This is a genomic window from Haloarcula rara (assembly GCF_029338235.1).
Taxonomy (GTDB): domain Archaea; phylum Halobacteriota; class Halobacteria; order Halobacteriales; family Haloarculaceae; genus Haloarcula; species Haloarcula rara.
The window spans coordinates 202,245-225,167 of record NZ_CP119785.1; the positions used below are offsets into that span (position 1 = coordinate 202,245).

Sequence of the window (22,923 nt, forward strand, 5' to 3'; positions counted from 1 at the left end):
GGAACGTCACTCGGGCGGGGTGATTTCGATGCGACGGGACCCGGTGACGACGACTTCGAACCCGTCGATATGCATCGTCACACAGAGCTGGTCCGATCCTGACGCGACGAGACGGTCCAGCGCGTCGGGGTCGACCGAACAGTATAGCGGGTCGAGCTCCGTCGGCTCGCAGTGCCGAACGGAAGCGAGCGCCTCCATGACCGCGACGCTCGCCGACTCCGTCTCGAATATCCCGACGTACGTGTCTGTCTTCGGGTCGTACGTCGGACCGTCGTCGGTCACGCGCTCGGCCCCCTCCAAGCCGGGACTGCCACCGAGTGCGTGCCACGGGTCCAGACCACTCATTTGTACTATCGGAATGATAAATTCAGCCACTGTTAAAATTTCCGGTACTTTCGGCCGCTCCGGTCGGATCAGTGCGGTCCCGACAGCACTAGAGTCCTAACTGGCGACGAGCACGCCGTCGAGACCGACCCGACACCACGACTGCGGCCGACATCGACGCCGCTCGCGACGCTGTAACCCATCGGAGGCGACACTCCCCGGCCGGCTGTTATCCACCGTATACCTGGCCGCTAATCGGGTCTGAGAGCTGTCAAACGGGTGACTGCTGGGCACCAGGGACCCTGTCGTTCGCGACAGCAGTATAGCGTTCATTCCGGATACTATGAACTCAATTACTAACCGCCCCCCTGCAGAGCAAACCTATGATGCCAGAACACATCACTGAGAGCGAGCTCGAGCGGATGACGGAATTTGCGAACACGCCGACGTATCTACGAACGCCCGAGCAACTGTTGCCCGAAGACGCCGACTGAGACGGCCTGTTGTGGTCTGGGCCGATCCGGTCGCGATCAATCGAACCGACGCTTCACCAGCTGTATACTCTCACTCGCGGAACTCGGCTGGGGGTGACTGCTGGCGCCACTCGTACACCACGTGGACGACTGTCAGGAGTACGAACGCGGCGATGATTCCCACGGCGAGGGCGACCTGTGGGATGGCCAGCCCTGCCACCGACGCCACGACCAGGAGCGTACTCAACACCGCCAGCCCGAAGTAGTAGATGTACCAGGCCGGCTCCTGGCGCTGTTCGCCCAGCAGTGGGTCTATCTCGCTCGCTTTCGCGGCGATAGAGACGTCACCGGACTCCTCGTCGTAGTTGACGAGTCCTGACTCGGCCAGTTTCGGGAGATGCGTCTGGTACAGCGAGACGTAGACGCGCTTTCGCTGCTGGGTCGATAACTCCTCGACGGTCGTATCGTTCTCCCAGGCAGCGACGTGCTCCGCCAGGTCGGTCAGCTGAATCGGGTTCGGCTCCGTCCGCAGGAAGTAGAGCACGTACCGTCTCCGGGGACTACTGAGTATGTCGAAGATGCGATCGCGTGTGAGTTCGGTGTTGTTTTGATCCATCGCATACGTCGCCGTGGTTGCTGGTGGAGCGGTTCATCAGGCGATTGACAGCTACGTTACGAGCAAACCGAGCGCCGGGTACCCATTTGTTACAGCGTCGTTACCCGGCAGACGGCGAGAGTTACCGGCGTTGTAGGTCCCAGTAACGGAGTACTCGACTGCGCGGCGACGGAACGAGCGGCCTGTAGATACCGACAGCCAAAATAGTCGGCCACCGCTTTGCCGAGGATAACGGTCCACGGCCGCGTCGCGACCGGCCGACAGGGGCGGCCTACTTCTAGAGCGACTGGAGCGCGGTGGCTTCAGGTTCGGTGAACAGTTCTGCGACCTGTTCGGTTGCCGGGGTTCGCTCGGAACGGTTCTCTAGCAAGACGGTCTCGCTGGGGAAGAGTCGGTCGCCAAGTTCGAGGTCGTGGTCCCGGGCGGTCGAGCCGGTGACTGTGAGATAGACGCCGAGACCGGTGTCGGCGATAGCCGCCTCCTCCTCCTGCCCGTTCTCGGGGTAGGTGAAGGTGATATCGTCCAGCGCGGCCGTCCCGACGACGGCTTCGATGAGCCGTTCGTACCGCGGGGAGATACAGAGCTCACCCGCGTAGTTCCGGACGAACTCTCGGTCGAGCGGCCGGTCCTGGCTGTCGACGACGGCCGGCGTGGCAAGCAGCGTGTGGTAGACCGTATCGCCGAGCCCGGTCGCCACCCGGACGTCGGTGTCCAGCGGGTCGATGCGGTCGTTTATCTCGTCGATAGCCCGCAGGGGGTCGTCCTGCAGTTCGACGACCTCCTCCAGCACGAGGTCGGCGCTGTCAAAGCCCAGCGCGAACTCGTGGGTCCGCAGGGCCCGGAACGGCTCTTCGCGACCGACGAGTTGCACGTCGCCGCGGTCGGTCTGGACGGTGACGCTGTCGAAGACGACCCGTCGGGGCATCCCGTCGCGGTCGTCCCGCAGCAACGTGAATTCGGGTCGAGTCGGGTCCTCGATGTCGGAGTAGTCGGCGATACGAGCGTAGATATCCTCGTCGGCGGACTGGTTCCCCTTCGTCAGGTCCTTCTCGTAGCGAAGCGTCGAGATAATCTCGTCGGCCAGCTCGGTGGTCCCGGTCCGGGCTGCGAGACGCTCCAGTACGGCTTCGAGAGGCCGACCTTTGCGGGGGACGGCCACTCTGGTCGTCGTCATTACCCCACTCAATCGTCGGCGCGAATAAAACGAGTTCGGTTATACTGCCGGCTGTAAGTTCGTAAAGATATTCGCCACCGCGAATTACTTCAGTTTGTTACAGCCGGCAGTATTACTCGCCGCCGCCGATGACCGAGGAGAGCTGCTCGCGCCACTCCTTGAGCTGCACGATGTCGTCCTCGACGGTCGAGAGCCGGTCGTCCAGCTCCCCGTCGCCGAGTTCCTCCCGGACGTCCTCGATTTCGGCTTCGAGGTTGTCCAGCTCGCCCTCCACGGCGTCGACGGAGCCCTCGACGTCTTCGAGGCCATCCTCGAGCGAGTCGACGTCACCACCGAGTTCGTCTATCTCGTCAGTGGCGGCCTCGGCAGCCGATTTGGCGCTCTCTATCTCCGATTCGAAGGAGTCGAGCTGGCTCTCGAAGCTGTCGAGCCGTTCGCCGAACTCCTCGATTATCTCGTCACCGGTGCCGTTCTCGGCGAGGAACTCCTCGAGCGCGTCAGTGTAAGCGCGCAGATCCGCGATATCGTTCTGGATGCGGTTGATACGAGCCGTGTTGACACCGCCTTCGGGGTCGGTGTCCTGAGAGACAGCGTCGAGGGCCCGCTTCAGGAGTTTGACGTCCTGTGCCGAGACGTTGTTCTGTCGTATCTCGTTGGCCATCGCGGCGACCACGTTGCCCGTCGCTTGCGCCTCCCCGTCGGCGGCCGCCCCGCCGTCCTCGCCGTCTGCACTGGCCTCCCCGTCGTCGTCCGGTTCCCCCTCGCTGTTGGGGTCTTTCAGATTCAGCGTCTCGATATCCTCGTCGTCTTCCTCCTCGAGCCCGGGTACGCTGTCGGATTCGCCCGCGATGACGTCTTTGACGGCGTCGTTACCGCTGCCGACGAGGTCGTCCTCGTCCTCGTCCAGGGGCGGGTCGACGCTCTCGATCGTCGGCTCCGTGAGGAACTTCTCGACGTCGTCGGTACCAGTGGCCCGGATACCGTACACCGTGGTGTAGTCGCTGTCGGCCTCGACCTCTTTCTCGAAGGTTATCTGGTCGTCGTTGATGTCCCAGAACTCGGAGCCGTACTCGGGGTGAAAGCCCAGGTCCTCGACGGCCACGTCGCCCGGGACTGTATCGACCAGCCGGAGGTTGACGGTCTCGGAGCGTTTCGACACGACGTTGAACGCGATAGCGGGCACGGGGAACTCGTCGGCCTCGAATCGCTTGGTGACACTGACCCCATCCGAGGCGACAGTAATCGCCTCATACGCTTGCGAATCACTCATGTATGGTACTCCATACCCCTCGAGTAATAAAGGTACTCCGACGCCGTCAGATTGTGAGTGGCCACTCGAATCGACGACCGATTACAGGTCGACGCGGTCGCCGATCTCGACGATCTGTAGCGTCTCCGGGTAGTCGAAGCTCGCTGCGTGGTTGTGCAGTACCGTCGGCTCCGTAGTCATCCCCTTCCACATGTCCCAGTGGCTCGGGACCAGGGTGTCGAGCCCCAGTTCGTTGGCCGCCTCGATTATCATGTTCTCGTCGTTGTACCACTTGGTCCGTTTCGGCTCACGGGTCTCTGAGTCAGGAATCATCCCCACGGTGCCAAACGCCAGCACACCGAGGTCGATGTCGTATCGCTCCCCGACCGGCTCGAAAGCGCCGGGGCGGGAGTCGCCGCCGTGGAAGAACGTCCCCGACTCGTGCTCGAAGACGAACGAGACAGGGTGGTCGGCGTCGGGGTCGTTGGCAGGCTCGACGTGGATGGTCAGGTCACCGAGTTCGAGCGTGTCGCCCTCCTCGATCTCTTCGAGCTGGTCGTCGGTGACCGACCAGTTCCCCGTCCAGTCCTCCTCGTTGATGACCTCGTGCCCGCTATCCGTCGTGTAGTAGGTGGCGCCCGTCGCCGCGAGGATGGGCGCCTGCGAGGGGCCGTGGACGTGGTCGGTGTGTTCGTGGGTTCCCAGGACGGCGTCGGCCTCGGTCACGTCCGAGGGTTCGAACGGCACCGGCACCATCCGGACGGTCCGGGGCGGGTCGCCGATACCCAGATACGGGTCGATAAACACCGTCACGCCGCCACTCGATTTGACGATGAAGCCGTTACAGCCCAGATACCAGATAGCCAGCCCGTCGGGGTCGGCGTCTTCGACCGCGCGCAGGAGCCAATCGCCCCAGTCAGAGTCGACTGTCATACCGTGGACTGCGAAGGGCGGTGGCTAAGGCCTTACGCAACTGCGAGTCGGCCCCCTACCGTGGCCGGTGAATTTTTCAGTCGGTGTGGCGTGAAACTGGCCATGCCCTCCAGACTGTCGGTTGATGTGTTGGGGAGCGACACGTCGATACCTGTCGGTCGAATCGCTCGCTTCGCGCTGTTGGCCCTCGCCATCTTTGCAGCGGGCGAGGTCGTTGCGACCGTCGTGGGACAACTGCTCGCACAGCTCAGGTTCCTCATCGTACCGCTCAGTGAACCGCTCGGGCGGTTGTTCGCCGACGGCGTCCGGCTCCTCGAACGGGGTATCAGAGTCTTCGCGTTACTCGTCGGTGTCGGCGTCTTCCTCTCGCAGTTCGAACGGTAGGAGCATACGTCGTCCTCGCTCACCCGACGGAAGGGTCGGAGCCGACAGTTCGTCTCACGCGGGCGTCTGAGCGCGGCCCATAATCGTCAACAGGGAGAGAAACAGGATCATCGGGACGTGACAGACGATAATCGCCGTGATGACGTACCGGAGCTGTGCCCCCCACTCGAAGCGGGTCGCGAGTTCGGGGACGGCCCACCACGAGACCGCCGCGAGGACGAAGGCCAGGTCGACGAAGACTGAGTACACGTCGGTCACATCGAAAAAGAAGTTGGTGTACCGCTCGACGCCTTCGCTAATAAAAAACAGCGACGTGACCAGGACCAGCGCCACCGTGCCGACGGTCGCCAGCAGGGCGATGTTCGCGACCAGTGTGGACAGGCCCCGGTTGAGGTAGAGAAACGGGGGCAGCGACAGGAGAAGATATAGGCTAACGAACGTCGTGATGTCCCTGACCGGGTGTGCCCCCACCATGCTGTTGTAGCGTATTCTCCCCGGTGTGTAAATGCTTTATTACGAGTGGCTGGGACTCGCTACGTGCGGAGTCAGTCGCGGGCCGGACCGATTCGGACGTGACTGGCGAACGTAGCGGAGCGACGGGCCGAGTACCGTCGCCACTACCCGGCGAAAGAACGGTAGAATCAGTTGCGGCTCAGTCCTGACAGCAGCCGCCGGCCTTCTCGCCGAAGTCGACCGCCAGCTGGTCGGAGACGAGGTCGTTTATCTCCGCGAGACGAACCTCGAGTTCGTTCTGGACTTCGAGGTACTCGCTCATCGAGGCGATGTCGTGGAGCTCCTCCTGGGCCTCCTGGACCTTCCGGAGGTCCTCCTGGGTGGCCTGGCCGGTCTGGCGGGCCAGCTGGAACTCCTCGCGGAGCTGCTCGAACTCTTCGATGGCTCGCTGGGCGTCGGCGTCGTTCTCGACTTTCGCTTTCGCCTGCAGGTACTCCTGGTAGACCGGGAGCTGGGCGATGCTCTCGCCGAGTTCGGCCGCGAGCTGGTCGACGTGGTCGTCGTCGATTTCGGTGACGTTCTCGGTTTCGACGCTCATTATCACCGGATTGGGACTCGTGCGGTATAGATGTGCCGAACGGGAAGGGCGGTCCCGGTTGGAAACGCCGAGGTTATCCCACTCGAACCGATACAGGAGTGCAATGAGCCAAGACCGAACCGAGGGGGACCTTCGCAATACGGGCCTCTCGCTGAAGCACGACCGGGAGTGGGACTACGAGATAGACCGTATCGTCGAGGCTGTCGAGGAGCGCGACGCCGAGACCGTCGGACTGCAGTTCCCCGAGGGACTGAAGCGTCGGGGGCCTGCAGTGACCGACGACCTGCGCCAGCGCCTCCCCGAGGACGTCCAGGTGATGATGTCGGGCCAACCCTGTTATGGCGCCTGTGACCTCGACACCTACATGATGCGGCGTACGGACGTCTTCGTTCACTTCGGCCACTCCCCCATGAAGGAGTCGGACAAAATAATCTACGTCCCCCTGTTTTCCAACGTCGAAGTCACGCCCATCATGGAGCAGGCCTTCGATGAGGAGCTCACCGACCCGGACGAGGACCCCGACGTGGGGCTCGTGACGACGGCCCAGCACATGAACAAGTTCGGCGAGATGCGCGAGTGGCTTGAAGAGCGGGGCTACACCGTCCACACCCAGCGTGGCGACGAACGGCTCACCCACGAAGGACAGGTGCTTGGCTGTAACTACGCCAGCGCCGACGTCGACGCCGACCAGATTCTGTACGTCGGCGGCGGGAAGTTCCACCCGCTCGGACTCGCGATGGAACACCCCGATAAGAACGTCATCATCGCCGACCCGGTCAACAACAGCGTCACCATCGCGGACACGGAGAAGTTCATGAAACAGCGCTACGGCGCCGTCCACCGCGCGATGGACGCCGAGAGCTGGGGCGTCATCTTCTGTACGAAAATCGGCCAGGGCCGCTGGGACGAGGCCCAGGAGATCGTCGAGAACAACGACGACGCCTACCTCATCACGATGGACGAGGTCACCCCCGACCGGCTCACGAACTTCGGCATGGACGCCTACGTCAACACCGGCTGTCCCCGCATCACGACCGACGACGGGCCGCAGTTCAAGAACCCGATGCTCACCCCCGGCGAGTACGAGATCGCCATCGGCGAGAAGGAACTGGAGGAACTGGAGTTCGACACCTTCCACGGCACGTGGTAGCCCGACACCGACCCCCCATTTCAGTTCGTAAGAACTGCGGGGATACTGTCTTGTGACCCGTCACTGATACTCGTATATGCCCGCGGATATGGACGACAGTATCTATGCGGATATTTTCGACGTGACGCCGGAGCCGCTCATGGTTCACGACCCCGAGACCGGCCGTATACTCGACGCCAATCAGGCGGCCTGTGCGCTCGTCGGTCGGGACCGCGAGCAGCTGGTGGGAGCGACGGTCGGCGAGATAAGCACGGCGGCGTTCACGACCGATGAGGCGGTCGCCGCAATCAGGCGAGCGGCCGACGACGGCGACCACCAGGTGGCGTGGGAGGTCGTCGGGCCCGAGGGACAGCGACGCTCCGTCGAGGTCACGCTAGAGCGTCTCGACGTCGACGGAACGGTCCGAGTCGTCGCCTTCATTCGGGAGCCGGCCGACGGCCGTGAGCGCGACCGGGACCGAATCCAGTGGAACGAGCAGGTCCGGACGATGGTGAACAACCTCCCGGTCGTCGTCTTCGCGCTCGACGCGGACGGGACCTTCACCCACTCGGCCGGGAAGGGACTCAGTGCGCTGGGGCTGGAGCAGGGGGAGTTGACCGGGGCCTCTATCTTCGACCTCTACGCCGACTACCCGGAGATTATCGACGCCGCCCGGGAGGCGCTGGCGGGCGACGAGGTGCGGGTGACACAGTCGGTCGACGACCTGGTGTTCGAGACCTGGTACCAGCCCGTCTTCGAGGGCGGCGAGGTCGTCCAGGTCGTCGGTGTCTCCCGCAATATCACGGAGCTGAAACGCCGGGAAGAGCGGGTCGACGAACTCAGCGAGGCCACCAACGACCTGCTCTACACCCACACCGAAGCGGCCGTCGCAGAGCGGGTCACGGAGATAGCCGAGCGAGTCATCGACCGGCCCATCGCGGCGATGTGGGCCCACGACGACGACGATAACGTTCTCTACCCCATCGGCGCCACGGAAACAGCGATCGAGTTCGCCGGCGTCGACATCGCGAAGCACCTCCCGGACATGGAGCCGGGCTCCGACGAGAAGGCCATCTTCGACGCGGGCGAACCCGCTGTCATCGAGGACTACACCGAGCTCGACGCCCCGTCGGCGCCCGGCGTCCCCCTCGGAACGTTGCTGTGTCTGCCGCTCGACGACCACGGGCTGTTGTGTGTCGGCTCGACGACCGTCGAGCCGTTCGACGAGTCCGAGCGCCACCTCCTCGATATCCTCTCGAGTACGGCGACCGCGGCGCTCGACCGGGTCGCCCGCGAGACGGAGCTGGACGACCAGCGGGCGGAACTCGCGGCCTCGAACGAGGCGTTGCAACGTCGTCGCGACCAGATGGAGTTTTTCAACAGCATCCTGCGCCACGACATCCTCAACGGCATGAACGTCATCCGCGCCCGGGGCGACCTGCTCGCCTCGGAGCTGGACGGCGACCAGGAGGCGTACGCCGAGACCATCGTCGAGTGGAGCGACGATATCGTCGACCTCACGCGGAAGGTCCGGTCCGTGTTACAGACGCTCTCTGATGAGGCCGCCGCCGAGACCAAACCGGTCGAGCTGGCCCCGGTCGTCGAATCGGCTGCACGCAGGGCCGCCTCGATGGCACCCGGCGCGACGGTCGACGTCTCGGTCCACAGCGACGTCGCGGTGACCGCCGACGACCTCCTGCACGACGTCTTCGGCAACATCCTCACCAATGCAGTAGAACACGGGTCGACAGACAGCCACGACCCCGACGACGAGCCGGGCGTCGCGGTGGAGGTGACGTCCGGGGTCGACGCGGAGGCGGTCACCGTCAGAATCGCGGACGACGGACCGGGTATCGCCCCGGGCGTCAGGGAGCGAATCTTCGAGCGCGGCGGCAAGAGTACTGACTCCGGCGGCACCGGCTTTGGCCTCTACTTCGTCGACGCGATGATAGCGAGCTACGGCGGGCAGATACGCGTCGAGGAGAGCGACACCGGCGGTGCGGCCTTCGTCGTCGAACTCCCGCAGGCATGATAACCATCATGCATTGTAAAAAGGTTTTTACATGATTCAGGTGTATTACACCTGATGGCGACAAAAAGCGCGCTCGCACAGCAACTCGGCGTCGTCGCCGGTTTCACCGACCCGAGAGCCGACCTCGAACAGTACCGGACCCCGCCGGACCTGGCGGCACACCTGGTCCATCGAGCCGACCTGGAGGGCGACGTGCAGGACCGGACGGTGGTGGACCTGGGCTGTGGGACCGGGATGCTCGCGCTCGCAGCGGCGCTGCGCGGTCCCGAGACCGTCGTTGGCGTGGATATCGACCCTGACCCGCTGTCGACGGCTCGGAAAAACGAGCGGAAGGTCGGCTCGACGACGTCGGTGTCGTGGGTCCGCGCCGACGCGACGGCGGTCCCGCTCTGTCCGCCGGCCGCCGAGACGACGGTCGTGATGAACCCGCCTTTCGGCGCCCAGTCGGGCAACGAGCACGCCGACCGCGCGTTTCTCGCGACCGCCGCCGAGATAGCGAGCGTCTCCTACTCCCTGCACAACGCCGGCAGCAGCGAGTTCGTGGAGTCCTTTGTGGCCGACAACGGTGGCGGGGTGACCCACGCTTTCGCCGCCGAGTTCGACGTCCCCCGCCAGTTCGACTTCCACGAGGACGACCGCCGGAGCATCGACGCCGAACTCTACCGTATCGAGTGGCGTTGATTCGTCGCTAGTTCCCCGCCCGCGCGACGATGAACCGCGTCCCGTTGTTGGCAGCGTACAGCTTCGAGCGGTTTCGCTCGAACGTGATGCCACCGATATCGCGACTCGACATGTTCGCCGGCACCGGACCGCGGCCGACGGTGGTGCCGTTCCAGTGGACTGAAATTTCGAAGCCGCTGCCGACCGGCTGGACGGTGAGGTTGCGCCCCGCGATACGCCCGTCGACCGTCGAGGGCGAAGACGTGTAGACGGTCCGAGACGGGCCGTTCTGTCGTGCCAGCGCCACGCTGTAGACGCTGTCGTTGCCCGCTATCGACCAGCTTTGCCGGTCGACCCGGACCGTCTCGCGCCAGTCGGCGCCGCCGACGGTGACGGTCGCATCCCCCTGGAGGGCCAGTCGCGACCGAGAGACCGCGACCGTCCATATCTCGCGGTCGGCGCTGGCGACGATGACGCCGCTCTCGGTGATATTCTGCTGGGCCGTCGGCGGCAGCGGCATACTGTCGACGTAGGCGTTGCGAACGTCCTCCTCGTAGGTGACGACGTAATCGCGGACCTGCAGTCCGTCCTCGGGGAGGTCCCCGTCGCCCAGCGAGGCCCCGTTTGCCGGTACCGACGCGAGACAGAGGGCCGCGAGGGCGACGATGAGCGCAAAGCCCGCGACCGACGGCCACCCGCCGTCGAAGTCCGGGAGCGCCCGCCGGTCGGTGTACAGCGTCGCGGCGGAGACCAGCACTGCGAGCAGGAGTACGAGTGCGGTGCCGAGCCAGCGAAACAGAGTGTACTGGCCGTTACCGACCGGGATGTACACCGCCCAGAGGCCCTGGACCACGGCGAAGACCAGCGTGGCGAAAAACACCGCCCCTGGACCCGGCCGCTCGGAGCGCGCTCGCAACAACGCCGTCCCGAGGAACACGCCGGCCAGGAGCCCGATGGCGTGGCCCTGGATAGCGATGTTGGCCCACGACGGCGTGACGTACTGGACGCTCCCGCCGACGGTCGGCTCCGGTGACAGCAGCGCACTCAAGACGAGGTCGATGATACGGCTCCCCAGGAACGCCCCGAGGAACAGGTACGGGCGCGTCACCAGCGCGAAGCCGGCCAGTGCGAACACGACGCCGGAGAAGCCGACGATCGGGCCGATCGCGAAAACCCCGGTGAACACGCCCACGAGGACCATCACAACCGGGACGACCAGGATTCGAGCGAAGGGGTTCGTCCGAACCGAACTGAACGACGCCTCGCCCCGTTTCTGAGGGTAGTGCCCCCAGGCGTACTCGACGACCGTTCCGTAGACGAGCGTTCCGAGAAGGTTGCCGGTAACGTGGCCGACGCTCGCGTGTGTGAACGGCCCCATGAGCAGCCCCAGCGGATAATAGTACGACCACGTCCGGAACGGCGTCACGAGCAGGTCCGAGTGCCAGTACGCCCCCTGGACGAATAGATAGACCGCGAGGACGCCGGTTATCGTCAGCAGCGTCCCCCACGGCACGCCGAGCAACAGGCGTCTTCGGAGCCCGGCAGTGAGCCGTTCGCCGACGAGCCGCCGGACGGCGACGGCGGTCGCGAGAACCGCGAAAACGACGACCAGCGGCCGGACGGGCACGAGGGCCAGCGACTCGACGAGCGAGGACTGGAACATTCAGGCGCACATCGGTACCGGGGGGGTTTGAAATTGGCGACAGCGGGTCAGAAGATGCCGACTGCCAGGCTGTACGGCCAGGCCGTCCCGGCGACGGCAAGCAGGGCGACGGCGCCGCCCGCCATCGCGACGTTCTTCAGGAACTGCGTCAGCTCGTCTTGCTGTTGGTCCTCGGGAACCGTCCAGAAGTCGTGCATTATAACGGCCGACCCCAGCAGGAAGGTCGCGAGCGCGCCCGCCGCGAGGACGGGATAGGCGCCGACGATGAGGAGCAGGCCACTGAACACGAGCAGGCCACCGCTCCCGTAGACGGCCCCCGCCGGCGCGGGCAGTCCCTTCGCCTCGGCGTACGGTATCATCCCCTCGGCGCTCATGAAGTGGTTCAGGCCGGTAAAGGCAAGCACCCCGCCGAAGAGGAGTCGTGCGACCAGGAAGAGTTCGGCCGCGCCGGCGGTCTCGAAGGCCATCAGGCCGACACCGCCGGACGGCGGGCTGTCGTGTGTCGATTCGTCAGTGTCCGGACGTGTGGTTTCATTACGTTACTTGGTTCGGATGCGAACCTATATATCGATTCCCGGACATAGGAGATACCAGGTCACACCGATGTCATCAGAGATCTTCGCAGACGAACAAGCGACGAACGACGACGCCTGCCCCGTCATCGAGTCGATCGAACAGGTCGGGTCGAAGTGGCGCCTCGTCGTCCTCCACGAACTCCAGAACGGGGAGCGACGATTCAACGAACTCAAACGGGCCACCGACGCCAGTTCCCGCACACTCTCCCGGGTCCTCGATGACCTCCAGGAGACCGGGTTCGTCGACCGCCGCCTGGAGGAAGACGCACCGGTCGCGACGTACTACCGACTCACCCCGAAAGGCGAGTCGCTGTGTCCGGTGTTCGACGAGATAACCGCCTGGGCCGAGGAGTGGCTCGTCACCTGCGATGGGTCAGCGGACGAGAGCGAGACGGCCGACTGAACCGCAGTGTAGTCACGTGGGCGATGCTATGCCCTGTCGAACACAGCCTTTTCCACGCTGAAGCCCCACGGTACTGACAATGGGTGTACAGCCACCGACCGACGACACCGAGGAGCCGACCGCAATCGAGTTCGGTATCGCGGCGCTGGACGCCAAACTCGGCGAGGAGACTATCGACTACCCCGCGACCGCCCGTGAGGTGCGCGAGCAGGCGGGCGACATCACTGTGCCATACGACTCCGCCGGCCACAGCATGACCGTGGGGGAAGCCCTGGAAATGGCGACGGCGACACAGTTCGACTCGGAACAGGAGCTGTTCAACGCCCTGCATCCCACGTTCGAGCGCAAGCGGGCATCGGCGTCCAACAGCCTGCTGACACAGCTGCGGGCGCTGGTTCCGTTCTGAGACGGACCGACCGGCAGTCCTACAAGTCGACGCACCACAGCCACGTCAGTTCTGCCGGTTCTCCGGCGTCGGTGGCGCGTCCGTTTCGGTGTCGGGCGGAGACTGCTGGGCGGTCTGGCGCTCGTCGTTCAGTCGATTCGCGATCTCTTCGAGTTGCTGTGTCTGTTCCCGGTTCACCGTCACGATCATATCGGAGAGGACACCGAACATCAGCAGCTGAATCCCGAGTACGACAGCGATGCCGCCGAGAGTTGCGATTATCTCGTGTGAGATACCGTTGGCAAACCAGTCATAGAGAACGTAGACGCCCAGCAGCGCACCCGCTGTGATTGCCGAGACGCCGACACTCCCGAAATAAAAGAGGGGATTGTTCGTCTTGGCCATCCGATACAGCGTCACGAGTATCAGCCCGCCGTCCCGAACGGGCCGGAGATTCGTCTCGGACTCGTCGGGCCGTGGGAGGTAGGTGATCGGGACCACGACGGTGCGGACGCCGTGTTTCACGCACTCGACAGCCATCTCGGTCTCGATGCCAAACCCCTCCGCAGACAGTGAGAGCCGCAGGAACGACTCGCGAGTGAACGCGCGGTAGCCACTGAGGATGTCGGCGTAGTCGTAGCCGTGGATGAGCGAGAACGCCCCGTTGATGAGTCGGTTGCCGATTCGGTTGAGTCGCGTCATCGCGTCGGGTTTCATGTCGGCGAAGCGGTCGCCGATGACATGCTCGGCCTGTCCCTCGAAGAGCGGCTCGAGCATCCGGTCCGCATCGCCCGCCCGATACGTCTCGTCGGCGTCAGCCATCAACACGTACGGCGCCTCGATGTATCGGTGGACCGCTTCACGGATGGCCTGCCCTTTCCCCTCACCGGACTGCTCGAAGACGCGGGCACCGGCGGCTTCGGCGAGTGCGTACGTGTCGTCCGTGCTCCCGCCGTCGACGACGAGGACGTTCTCGAACCCCTGCTCGTGAAATCCCTCGATGACGGACTCGATAGTCTCGGCCTCGTTGTAGGCGGGGAGCAGCACACAGACGTCGTCACGGTCGGCCATTGTCGACCATCTGCCACGCGCACTCAAATAAATGCGGGTCCTAGGGTGTGGACTCGTGTGTACCCGCTCGACCCGGCTAGTAACAGTTACCGACCACGGCTGGACTCACCTGTGGCACTTGGAAGCCCTCCCCCGCTCGACCCGGCTAGTAACAGTTACCGACCACGGCTGGACTCACCTGTGGCACTTGGAAGCCCTCACCCGCTCGACCCGGCTGTGCGGGATATCCTCGCTTCGCTCGGATAGGGCCCGCGCAGCCGGGTCGACCGGGTTCGCCCTTCCAGTCCACCAGGCTCTCCGCCACCAACCTGCCCTTCCCCGACTCAGCCGATGAAACGGCTTCGCGGCCGGGAGTGCGCTCTGTCGCACGACCCGGGGAAAGGCAGGCGATTCCTGGTGGACTGAAAGGGCGAGGCGGGTCGCAGGCGCTGAGGCGGCACTACCGAGCGAAGCGAGGTATCCGTCACAGCGCCTGCGAGCAGCCGAGGGCTTTCTGGGAGTGAGTGGGTGGGTAGGAGTCGAAGACAAATTGAGTCCTAGCGAGCAGCCGAGGGCTTTCTGGGAGTGAGTGGGTAGGGTAGGAGTCGAAGACAAATTGAGTCCTAGCGAGCAGCCGAGGGCTTTCTGGAGGTGGATAAGTGCGCGAGATGCTACTGCTAGCGAGTCGGCGAGACCGACAGCAGAGAGAAGATCGAGACTCTCGTCGAGGTTACTCCTCGCGGTCCTCGCTCATGTGTTCCCACACTTCGACACAGCCACAGCCGTCATCGACGTCCTGGAGGTGTGCATCGTCGCGCTCGCGGGTTTCGGATTGCTGGTTACTCACGTTGCGAGTAACTATCTTGAGCACCCAATAAATACTTTCGGGGAGTTCCCGCGCGTTTTACCTTCCGGGCGATGAAGAAGGAGTATGACCGAAGCGTCCGACGTGTTCGACCGCGTTGGGCTGACCGAGTACGAGACGACGGCCATCGAGCAGTTGCTGACGCTCGGACGAACTACCGCACCGAACCTCGCGGAGGCGACCGGTATCCCGAAAGCGCGCATCTACGGCGTGCTGGAGTCCCTGGCCGACCGCGGATTCATCAAGGTAATCCCCGGCCGACCCAAGGAGTACCAGCCCAAGGCGCCCGACGAGATACTGGACCGGGCCATCGAGAACAGCCGACAGTCCTACGAGGCGTTCACGGCCGACATCGAAGAAAACCGCGAGGCGTTCCTCTCTGAGTACGGCCCGCAGTTCGAGCGCGCCAGCGGGGACATCTCCCCGACCGCCGAGCTGTTCCACGTCGTCGACGTCGGCGAACCCAGCGAGCGCGAGACCCGCCGACTCTATGCCGACGCCGAGGAGACGCTCGGCATCATCACCAACAGCTTCGCCTACCTCGACAGCGTCGAGAGCGCCCTGGCCGACGCCGTCGAACGCGGCGTCGACGTGTCGGTGCTGTTCCTGCATCCGGACCGGCTCCCACCGGAGAAAGCCGCGGTCCAGGCGGAGATGGTCGAGCGGCTGGAAACCGAGCTCCCCGAGGTCGGTGTGCGTTTCAGCACCGAGAAGCTCCCGTGGCGCGGCACGCTCGTCGACCCGAGCATGGACTACGATGGCGGAGAAGCCATCCTGCTGGTCGAGGAACCCGACGTGCCAAACCACATGCGAAAGGCCGCATTGACCGAGAACGGCTCCTTCGTCGCGGGCATGAAGCGGTACTTCGACCTGGTGTGGGAGTACGAGGGCAAAGAAAGTCCTGACCAGTACTGAGGGGGTTGGCGGACAGGTGTGCTAGTCGGCTGCGGGTCGCTAACGAGCGGTATGTCTCAGCTCACGTCTTGCCGTAGAGAAAGCCCGAACCGACCGCACCGGTGAGCAAGAGGAGCATCGCGACCTCGCCGAGATTCCGTGTCGTCGGCCGCTTGAGACGCCGGGGAATCGAGTCACAGAGGAGGTCCTGCAGAAACGAGGACTCGTCGGACATATCATCTGCGAGTTCGGCCTTCGAGTAGCCCTGCCAGAACGCCCGTTTCAGGAGATACTCCGTCGATAGCTGGTGTGTGTCGACCTTGTGACGGACAGTAGCGTGAGGCGTGTACCAGAACTCGCCGTCGAGTCGCTCACAGAACTCCGCCTCCTCTCCCTGTAACGGTTTGTCGGTGTTCTTCCCGAGGTCCTCACGAAAGCCGCCCTTTTTTATGAAGACATCGCGGTCGAAGGAGATGTTGCACCCGAACGTGTTCCGAACCGGCTGGGGCTCGGCGACGTCGACGAAGTTGTCGTGCATCACACCCACGAGCCAGTAGAACTCGTCTGGGAGATACCCCGAATTTCCCGCCGGCCAGATCGGGACAGCTCGACCGCCCACGCCGTCTGGTTCGTGGGCCTCGTAGGTCTGGACGATATGGGACAGCCAGTCCGGTTCGGCGATGACGTCGTCGTCAGTGAAGACGACAATATCCCCCTCGGAAACCTCCGCGCCGTAGTTCCGTGCCGTGCTCAGCCCGTCGTCGTCTTCGAGTGCGACGATACGCACGTTCTCGAGTCGGCCGTACGACTCAGCAATCTCCGCTTCGAGACTCGGGGCATCCGAGACGACGACGACCACCTCCATGTCGTCGTACTCCTGGCCGAGAACACTGTCGGTGGCTTCACAGAAGCCGTCGAAATCTGTCCCCTGGTGGACATTGAGTACGACCGACGCTTTCATGCCCATGGGTTTCTCCTTGCCAGACTTAAGAATAGTCCATGGCGGCCCGACAGATGGCTATAGTCTGCGCTACCAGCCCACAGTGTCGAACATGTGCCAATTGCTCCCGGTTAGCAGTCGTCTGTGATGAAACGAGCACCCTGCCACCGTTGCGCCCGAGTTGCTGGTCACTCGCTCATCTGTATTCGGGTAAGCCAAAGAGTGGAAAGATTCCACTCGTTTGAGGGCGGTATCGGGGTCAATTACAGACAGAGCAGTTTTCCTAACGGTACTATCTATGAAGGGCCTCGTTGTACACGGACTCGGTTTCCTCATTTCTCCGACAATGACGTCGTCAAAACGGCCAGTGTAGGGCAGTTCTTCTCTTAGCTAAACGCGGATGGTTTCAGAACTATGCTGTTCTTTTTTATTGGTACTGTTAACGACTTTATAGAAATACCATGTCCGATCAAGCGTAGTTACCGTGGTCCCTCCGAATTTTATTTTCTTCGTTACTTCGATAGTTTCAGCATGTCTCAGGGTCCCAGAAGCAAGCGCATTGTCGATTCGAGCCTGTGCTCTCGGGTCAGCGTCATCGTTGGAAATCACCCAGTCGGCTCGATCACTAACAACTTCAGTGAAGTTCTCAGAGGGATGAATGTAACCTTCTTTTGATGAGATAGTGATAAATTTGTATTGTGGATCTACGCGATATGCCATCCCGCGATCGTCTCGTGACATATATATCACTTCGTCGTGCTCGATGTTTTCATCTACCCACTCTGTTGCAGGCTCCCATGTAGTCTGCATATATGTTGTCTGAACCGCTGCTACAGCACCCATCTGGGTCAAGAGAGTAAGCACTATTAACACACCAGCTACACGTTTTAAATTTACGTTGACCGGGAGGCTACGGTATCCCATTACTAATGTCAAACAAAATATTGGTGTTAGTGTTACGAAGTGTCTGTATTTAAGTGCGGTCCCACCACCTGAAGCGACTCGCTGGACGAAATATAGGAGAACGAACGTGGCAAACCAGATCCGGGCAGCGACGTTGAGGCGGTTCGTTCGAACGCCATAGACCATTACAAAAACAATTAGCAGTGGCAAAGCAAGCCATAGAATCGGCAATAACGAATGAAGACTCCCGAGTTGGTCTGTGACTGCCTGAGGAGGCTGTATACCGAGTGCACGAGGGAAAAATAGTTGGAGTTCTTTCCATGTCGGAACCAGTACGTGGATTCCGTTTACAGGTGGTTGAGTGTTGCCAACAACATCGCGTCCGGTAACTTTCGGCACGGGACTACCGGTCAACAATATGTTACGGATTGGCCACGGCAGTGACGCGAGAACTCCGGCAGCCAGTGGGGTCGCCGTTGTCCGAAGCGTTTCAGTGAGAGAATCACGACGTATCCATAATAAATGGAACAGAATAATGCCCGCTGCAAGCGGTCCGTAGGTCTTCACTGCCGAGAGCCCACCTCCGGTAATGAAAGCCGCATAAAGGTAGCGTCGATCATCACGTTCTAAATACGTGAAATACAACACCATCGTAAGCAGAAACCCGGCAGTTATTGTCGTACCAACGTACATACGCGCACTCCAGAGCACGAAAAATGGGTTGAGCGCCAATACGAGCGCCGTCGACAACCCCAGAGTTCGATTGTACCAGAGACTCACGAGTCGGTATGTGAGAACAATTGAGAAAGCACCGGAAGCTGCAGGAGCCGCGAGATACGACCCTGTCAGCTTTTTCGATACTGCTCCTAAAACGTGAAACGCTGGTGGGTAAACGTAGGACTTCTTCTGATCGAACGCGTATTCATCAAATGGGAACCATCCATGATTGAGTATCCACTGGCTGCGGATGATATGGATTGGGGCATCAGTATGCTGTGGGTATATTAAACCGAATCCAAACGTGGCAAAAAAAAAGCTCCGCCGAGTATGAGTGCCCATTTAGTCTCTACGGACCACGAATCGATCCGGTTACGCAGCGCTGTGAGACTCACCAACCGATCACCCGTGTGAGATAGTGCGGTTGTAAAATATAGGACATTGTGGAATGGATACAGATTCGACAATGATATGACTTTCGTATTTAGCTAAGACACCTTTTTGTTAGTTTACAGTGATGAGTCCCCCCACATTCCTTTGACAAAGGGTTCCGTATAAGCCGATGCTATCATTTGGACTTTCAGTCGAGTGACGACGGAGGGGCGAGCACTTTTTCTGATGTTGTCGCCGTGAGATTTCGGTTACCTTGTGAAATGACTTGATTCGTATTCCCTTCGGATGGGGAGTGATGCAGAAACGTTATAGCCTTCGTGTGGCCGTAATCACGTCAGCGCGAGCATAGCTAACGGTGGTGACGAGCAGTAGCATCAAACGAAGGGAAACTACCGTTGTGTCGGGTTCAGATCTGGACCACCCACTACCATATTCCCATTTTAGCGGACGCTGACACGCTCAGCGGTATCTGGAGATACCACGATGAACGAGCCTCGAGGCGGAAAACAACCGGAGGTGCTATTGTGACGAGAGAACGCACGGTGTTTAATCACGCTTCCAATATATTCGGACTCGTTGCCAGTGGGAACCACTACTGTGCTGTGTTGGTTGGCGACCACTATCGACCTTCCTTCGTCTCCAGATAAGGTTGCGTTCGCCACTCTATCACTTCTTGAACCGGGACGGGGCCGGTCTCAGAGGTTTTTTATTGCCGGAACGCGACTTATATCTATGACTTCCCGTCACACTACTTCAGTAGTCGTCTCCGCTATCGCTTTCGCTGTCTTGCGCTTCTGAACTCTGTTCCTGGATTTGTCCGTCGACGCCACTACGGAAGGCCTACGAATGAGCCTACCCCACGATTCACCATGAGTGATTCCGATACGAGAGAGAACACGACAGACAGCGTGGCAATCCTCCACGATCGGTTCCCCGGAATCGGGGGCGGGGAGAAGTTCGCCATTGAGGCGGCCCGGGTGCTCGACGCACCCCTCTACACGATGTACGTCTATCCCGGGACGGAAATCCCAGATGACATTGACGTCGTCCCGATCCGTCAGGACAAGTACACCGGCCAGCTCTCGAGACAGGTACTCGGCTGGAAGAACGAGGGCACAAACCCGCTAGAGACCCTCAGCGTCGCGATGGACATGACCGACGCCCACCCAGACCTGCAAGAGTACGACGTAGTCCTCTCCAGTGCCCCCCTGAGCAAGAACTATGTGCCGAGCACGGACCAGCGGATCGTACACTACCCGCACAGTCCACCGCGGTGGCTATACGACCTCTTTCAAGACCGCCTCTCCTCGTTCGACTACCCGGGCGTCCGGTTCGTTCTGAAGGCCTACGCGAAGTGTTGGCGCGCACTCGACAAGGAGGCTAACGACTACGTCGACACCTTCGTCGCCAACAGCGAACTCATCCGGGATCGCATCCGGAAGTACTACAACAGGGACGCCGAAGTCGTCTACCCGCCGATAAGCGGCGACTGGCGACACGAAGACGATGATGGGTACTTCCTCACGTGGTCGCGACTCGCACCGGAAAAGCGGATTGAACTTATTGTAGAGGCATTTACCGAACTCGACGAGCGACTTGTCGTCGCAGGCGATGGGGAGCAGCGAGAAAGACTGGAGAATATCGCCCGTGGCCACGATAACATCGAGATACGTGGATTCGTCGAGGACATCGAGTCGCTCGTCGCCCGAGCGACAGCGGTGGTCTATGCACCCAAACAGGAGGACTTCGGGATGGTAGGAGCGGAGACACTGCTGGCCGGGAAGCCGCTGATCGGTGTAAACGAGGGGTTCACGAGATATCAGGTCACAGAAGGGACGACGGGCGAGCTGTTTGAGCCGTCTGTTGTCTCACTCCGTGAGACGGTGCGGGCCTTCGACCCGGACGACTACGACCACGATGAGATCCAATCGATGGCATCGAAGTACCGGTACGAGAACTTCGAGCGGGACCTACGCCGTGTTGTCGGAATCCAGGCGGACAGGTAGCATGGCTCTCGGAGTCCGCTAGACTGGGACAGTACGGCGCAAAAATCAGGGACTCAAAACGCTTAAATTAGCTGCCATCGCTCCGTTCTCACGTGTCGTTCTCCGACTGGCTCGCGGAAAGCAGACGGAAATATTCAAACTCGGGTCACAGTATTAGCGCGAAAGGTGCCATCCAGAATCTCTAGCAAGATTTCTCAAGCGTGCGTTCTCCCGCCCCAACTGGCGGGTCTCGGTCTGGGTGCGGGATTAGGACGTGCTCGTCATCCTGGATGGCTGTCGAGACGACGAGTCGCGGTCCGTCGTCGCCAATGACGACCCGTTCCCGGACGAGGTATGACGGGTGGTCTCGACACCACGGTTGAAACTAGTGCCCTACCAGTATGCGCACGCGAACCGGAATCATACAGCCCGACCTACGAACTCGAGAAGACGACCCCGAAAAACGGGTCGGCGTCGACGATCAGCTTTCGTCGCTGGGCAGTAAGTGACACCACAGACCGTGACCGCGTCGGGGGGCTTGCGGAGGTGTTTCGGCGACCACCGTCAGAACGAAGTTCCGCGGTGGAGAGTACTACACCAGATGAAGCCGAATGTCGTCATGCTTCTGCTGGACGCGACCCGGGCAGATCATTTGTCTTGCTACGGCTACGACAGGGAAACGACGCCGTTCCTCGAGGATCTCGCGGCGGAAAGTGTCGTCTACGACAGAGCCTACGCCTCGTCCATCTGGACGCTGCCGTCATGTTCGTCTCTCTTCACCGGAAAGTACCCTTCAGAACATGGAGTTGTCGACTGGGGCAAAAAGATACGCGACACGACGTTCATGGACAACCTCCAGAAGACCGGTTACTCCACCCATACGATATCGGCGCACATCGGGGCATCCGACGGGTTCGGCATCGCGGACTCGTTCGATACCCGGACCCGGATCGAGAACCGGTCGCGCGGATTTCTCTTCGAGGACGACCCGGTGTTCGAGGAGATGGAAGAGCGGCGAAAGGCAGATACCTACGACTCGACTGTCAGCCGCTACCTTGCGGCTGCACACTTGGCGCTTTCGAAACGGTCGCTGAAGTCGATTCCGAACGCTGTTTACCACCAGTACCAGATGCTCCGCCGGCGTCGCGGCTTCTGGACCGATAACGGAGCAAGTGAAACACTATCTCGCGCGCAGAGCCTCGTTACAGAGGCGGATTCTCCGTAATTCCTGTTCCTCGACTTCCTCGAGGCTCACCAACCGTACCGGCCGCCGCGGGGATACATCGACAAGTTTCTTCCAGACGACGTCACGATAAACGAGATGAACGCCGCCGTTGACGCAAACCACGTCGGAAGAACAATAACGGGGAAGGGGTTCGACGAGCGCGAGCGACAGATCCTGCAGGGCCTGTACGACGGGACGATCAGCTATCTGGACGACCAGATCAAGTCATTCTATCGGTTCCTCGAGGCGGAAGGCGAATTGGAGAACACCGTCTTCATTGTGCTTGCAGACCACGGCGACCTCTTCGGCGAGTGGAATCTTTGGGGACATCAAGGCCGGATACACAACCGGCTCTGTCACGTCCCACTGCTGATCCGTTATCCGTGGGGCGATGGCCACCGTGAGGACGGCGTCACGGAACTCCGCCAGTTGTTCGATCACCTGACGAGACTAGGAAAAGGCGTCGACCCCGACCAGGACCCGTATATGAAACCACAGGGCGAGGCCCTGACCGAGTATTATGGACTGGACACGCAGGTTTCAATAACGCCCTGGGAGGAGTACAGCGACGCGACTAGATCGGAGTGGGGGAGCTATCAGGCGAGTCTCGTCCGAGACAACTGGCGGTTGCTCGAAGACGTCTCGACAGGACCGGCGCTGTACGACGTTGTGGCCGACCCGAGTGAAGAACGGAACGTCGTCGAGAACAACGAAGACGTCCGAACAGAGATGCGAGAGCGCATCGTGTCACTGGTCGGGCATCCGGAAGAGAACCACAAACGGTACCGGGGAGCTGAGGGGGATGAGTCGTTCGGCCTCGACCAAAAGACAGTCGAACATCTGGAAGAACTGGGGTATATGTAGCGGGGACCCGCTTTCAGCTCCCGGTCGTCGTTGGGC

22 protein-coding genes are annotated in these 22,923 nt (G+C 61.5%); 10 read left to right on the forward strand and 12 right to left on the reverse strand.

Annotation, left to right across the window (positions count from 1 at the left end):
* Positions 1-6: 6 nt before the first annotated feature.
* The 5 genes from P1K32_RS01025 to P1K32_RS01045 form a co-directional block, all read right to left on the reverse strand.
* Positions 7-345 (reverse strand): HalOD1 output domain-containing protein, encoded by a 339-nt coding sequence (locus P1K32_RS01025; protein WP_276250877.1) that lies wholly within the window; start codon positions 343-345, stop codon positions 7-9.
* Between the two features lie 543 nt (positions 346-888).
* The gene (locus P1K32_RS01030; protein WP_276250878.1) at positions 889-1,413 is read right to left on the reverse strand and encodes a DUF7344 domain-containing protein; all 525 of its coding nucleotides are present in this window, start codon (positions 1,411-1,413) and stop codon (positions 889-891) included.
* Positions 1,414-1,690: 277 nt separating this feature from the next.
* Complete coding sequence (locus P1K32_RS01035; protein WP_276250879.1) at positions 1,691-2,587, reverse strand: phosphoribosyltransferase HisG-related protein; 897 nt, start codon at positions 2,585-2,587, stop codon at positions 1,691-1,693.
* Between the two features lie 112 nt (positions 2,588-2,699).
* Positions 2,700-3,857, reverse strand: coding sequence for a hypothetical protein (locus P1K32_RS01040; RefSeq protein ID WP_276250880.1), 1,158 nt, complete (start codon positions 3,855-3,857; stop codon positions 2,700-2,702).
* Between the two features lie 81 nt (positions 3,858-3,938).
* Complete coding sequence (locus tag P1K32_RS01045) at positions 3,939-4,769, reverse strand: MBL fold metallo-hydrolase (protein WP_276250881.1); 831 nt, start codon at positions 4,767-4,769, stop codon at positions 3,939-3,941.
* Positions 4,770-4,871: 102 nt separating this feature from the next.
* On the opposite strand from P1K32_RS01045, the gene P1K32_RS01050 reads away from it, so the two are divergent.
* Entirely contained in the window at positions 4,872-5,153 is a 282-nt protein-coding gene (locus P1K32_RS01050) for a hypothetical protein (RefSeq protein ID WP_276250882.1), read from the forward strand.
* Positions 5,154-5,207: 54 nt separating this feature from the next.
* On the opposite strand, the gene P1K32_RS01055 is transcribed toward P1K32_RS01050, so the two are convergent.
* Entirely contained in the window at positions 5,208-5,627 is a 420-nt protein-coding gene (locus tag P1K32_RS01055; protein ID WP_276250883.1) for a hypothetical protein, read from the reverse strand.
* 178 nt (positions 5,628-5,805) lie between these two features.
* Positions 5,806-6,204: a YlbF/YmcA family competence regulator gene (locus P1K32_RS01060; RefSeq protein ID WP_276250884.1), complete on the reverse strand. Its 399-nt coding sequence runs from the start codon at positions 6,202-6,204 to the stop codon at positions 5,806-5,808.
* Between the two features lie 103 nt (positions 6,205-6,307).
* Between P1K32_RS01060 and dph2 the strand changes: the two genes are divergently transcribed.
* The 3 genes from dph2 (at position 6,308) to P1K32_RS01075 (ending at position 10,046) form a co-directional block, all read left to right on the forward strand.
* Complete coding sequence (gene dph2, locus P1K32_RS01065; protein WP_276250885.1) at positions 6,308-7,354, forward strand: diphthamide biosynthesis enzyme Dph2; 1,047 nt, start codon at positions 6,308-6,310, stop codon at positions 7,352-7,354.
* An 88-nt stretch (positions 7,355-7,442) separates the two neighbouring features.
* Positions 7,443-9,365 carry a PAS domain-containing sensor histidine kinase gene (locus tag P1K32_RS01070; protein WP_276250886.1) on the forward strand — a complete coding sequence of 641 codons (1,923 nt, stop codon included), beginning with the start codon at positions 7,443-7,445 and terminating at the stop codon, positions 9,363-9,365.
* Between the two features lie 54 nt (positions 9,366-9,419).
* A complete protein-coding gene (locus P1K32_RS01075) occupies positions 9,420-10,046 on the forward strand; it encodes an METTL5 family protein (RefSeq protein WP_276250887.1) in 627 nt (208 codons plus the stop codon).
* A gap of 7 nt (positions 10,047-10,053) precedes the next feature.
* Here the strand turns inward: P1K32_RS01075 and P1K32_RS01080 are convergent, their stop codons facing one another.
* Together P1K32_RS01080 and P1K32_RS01085 are read right to left on the reverse strand one after the other, a co-directional pair.
* Positions 10,054-11,688, reverse strand: coding sequence for a rhomboid family intramembrane serine protease (locus P1K32_RS01080; protein ID WP_276250888.1), 1,635 nt, complete (start codon positions 11,686-11,688; stop codon positions 10,054-10,056).
* 47 nt (positions 11,689-11,735) lie between these two features.
* A complete protein-coding gene (locus P1K32_RS01085; RefSeq protein WP_276250889.1) occupies positions 11,736-12,155 on the reverse strand; it encodes a DoxX family protein in 420 nt (139 codons plus the stop codon).
* Positions 12,156-12,291: 136 nt separating this feature from the next.
* On the opposite strand from P1K32_RS01085, the gene P1K32_RS01090 reads away from it, so the two are divergent.
* Both P1K32_RS01090 and P1K32_RS01095 read left to right on the forward strand, forming a co-directional pair.
* Positions 12,292-12,666 (forward strand): winged helix-turn-helix transcriptional regulator, encoded by a 375-nt coding sequence (locus P1K32_RS01090; RefSeq protein WP_276250890.1) that lies wholly within the window; start codon positions 12,292-12,294, stop codon positions 12,664-12,666.
* A gap of 79 nt (positions 12,667-12,745) precedes the next feature.
* Positions 12,746-13,072: a DUF5789 family protein gene (locus tag P1K32_RS01095; RefSeq protein ID WP_276250891.1), complete on the forward strand. Its 327-nt coding sequence runs from the start codon at positions 12,746-12,748 to the stop codon at positions 13,070-13,072.
* A gap of 45 nt (positions 13,073-13,117) precedes the next feature.
* On the opposite strand, the gene aglJ is transcribed toward P1K32_RS01095, so the two are convergent.
* Positions 13,118-14,122 carry an S-layer glycoprotein N-glycosyltransferase AglJ gene (gene aglJ / locus P1K32_RS01100; RefSeq protein WP_276250892.1) on the reverse strand — a complete coding sequence of 335 codons (1,005 nt, stop codon included), beginning with the start codon at positions 14,120-14,122 and terminating at the stop codon, positions 13,118-13,120.
* Positions 14,123-15,032: 910 nt separating this feature from the next.
* Between aglJ and P1K32_RS01105 the strand changes: the two genes are divergently transcribed.
* Positions 15,033-15,881, forward strand: coding sequence for a TrmB family transcriptional regulator (locus P1K32_RS01105; RefSeq protein ID WP_276250893.1), 849 nt, complete (start codon positions 15,033-15,035; stop codon positions 15,879-15,881).
* Between the two features lie 61 nt (positions 15,882-15,942).
* Here the strand turns inward: P1K32_RS01105 and P1K32_RS01110 are convergent, their stop codons facing one another.
* Together P1K32_RS01110 and P1K32_RS01115 are read right to left on the reverse strand one after the other, a co-directional pair.
* A complete protein-coding gene (locus tag P1K32_RS01110; protein WP_276250894.1) occupies positions 15,943-16,821 on the reverse strand; it encodes a glycosyltransferase in 879 nt (292 codons plus the stop codon).
* Between the two features lie 369 nt (positions 16,822-17,190).
* Positions 17,191-18,762, reverse strand: a complete 1,572-nt coding sequence (locus P1K32_RS01115) for an ArnT family glycosyltransferase (protein WP_276250895.1) — start codon at positions 18,760-18,762, stop codon at positions 17,191-17,193.
* 920 nt (positions 18,763-19,682) lie between these two features.
* Between P1K32_RS01115 and P1K32_RS01120 the strand changes: the two genes are divergently transcribed.
* The 3 genes from P1K32_RS01120 to P1K32_RS01130 all read left to right on the forward strand — a co-directional run bounded on the left by P1K32_RS01120 (position 19,683) and on the right by P1K32_RS01130 (position 22,887).
* Positions 19,683-20,819 carry a glycosyltransferase gene (locus tag P1K32_RS01120; RefSeq protein ID WP_276250896.1) on the forward strand — a complete coding sequence of 379 codons (1,137 nt, stop codon included), beginning with the start codon at positions 19,683-19,685 and terminating at the stop codon, positions 20,817-20,819.
* Positions 20,820-21,399: 580 nt separating this feature from the next.
* Entirely contained in the window at positions 21,400-22,023 is a 624-nt protein-coding gene (locus tag P1K32_RS01125) for a sulfatase-like hydrolase/transferase (protein WP_276250897.1), read from the forward strand.
* Positions 22,024-22,026: 3 nt separating this feature from the next.
* Complete coding sequence (locus tag P1K32_RS01130) at positions 22,027-22,887, forward strand: sulfatase-like hydrolase/transferase (RefSeq protein WP_379691325.1); 861 nt, start codon at positions 22,027-22,029, stop codon at positions 22,885-22,887.
* Positions 22,888-22,923 lie beyond the last annotated feature (36 nt).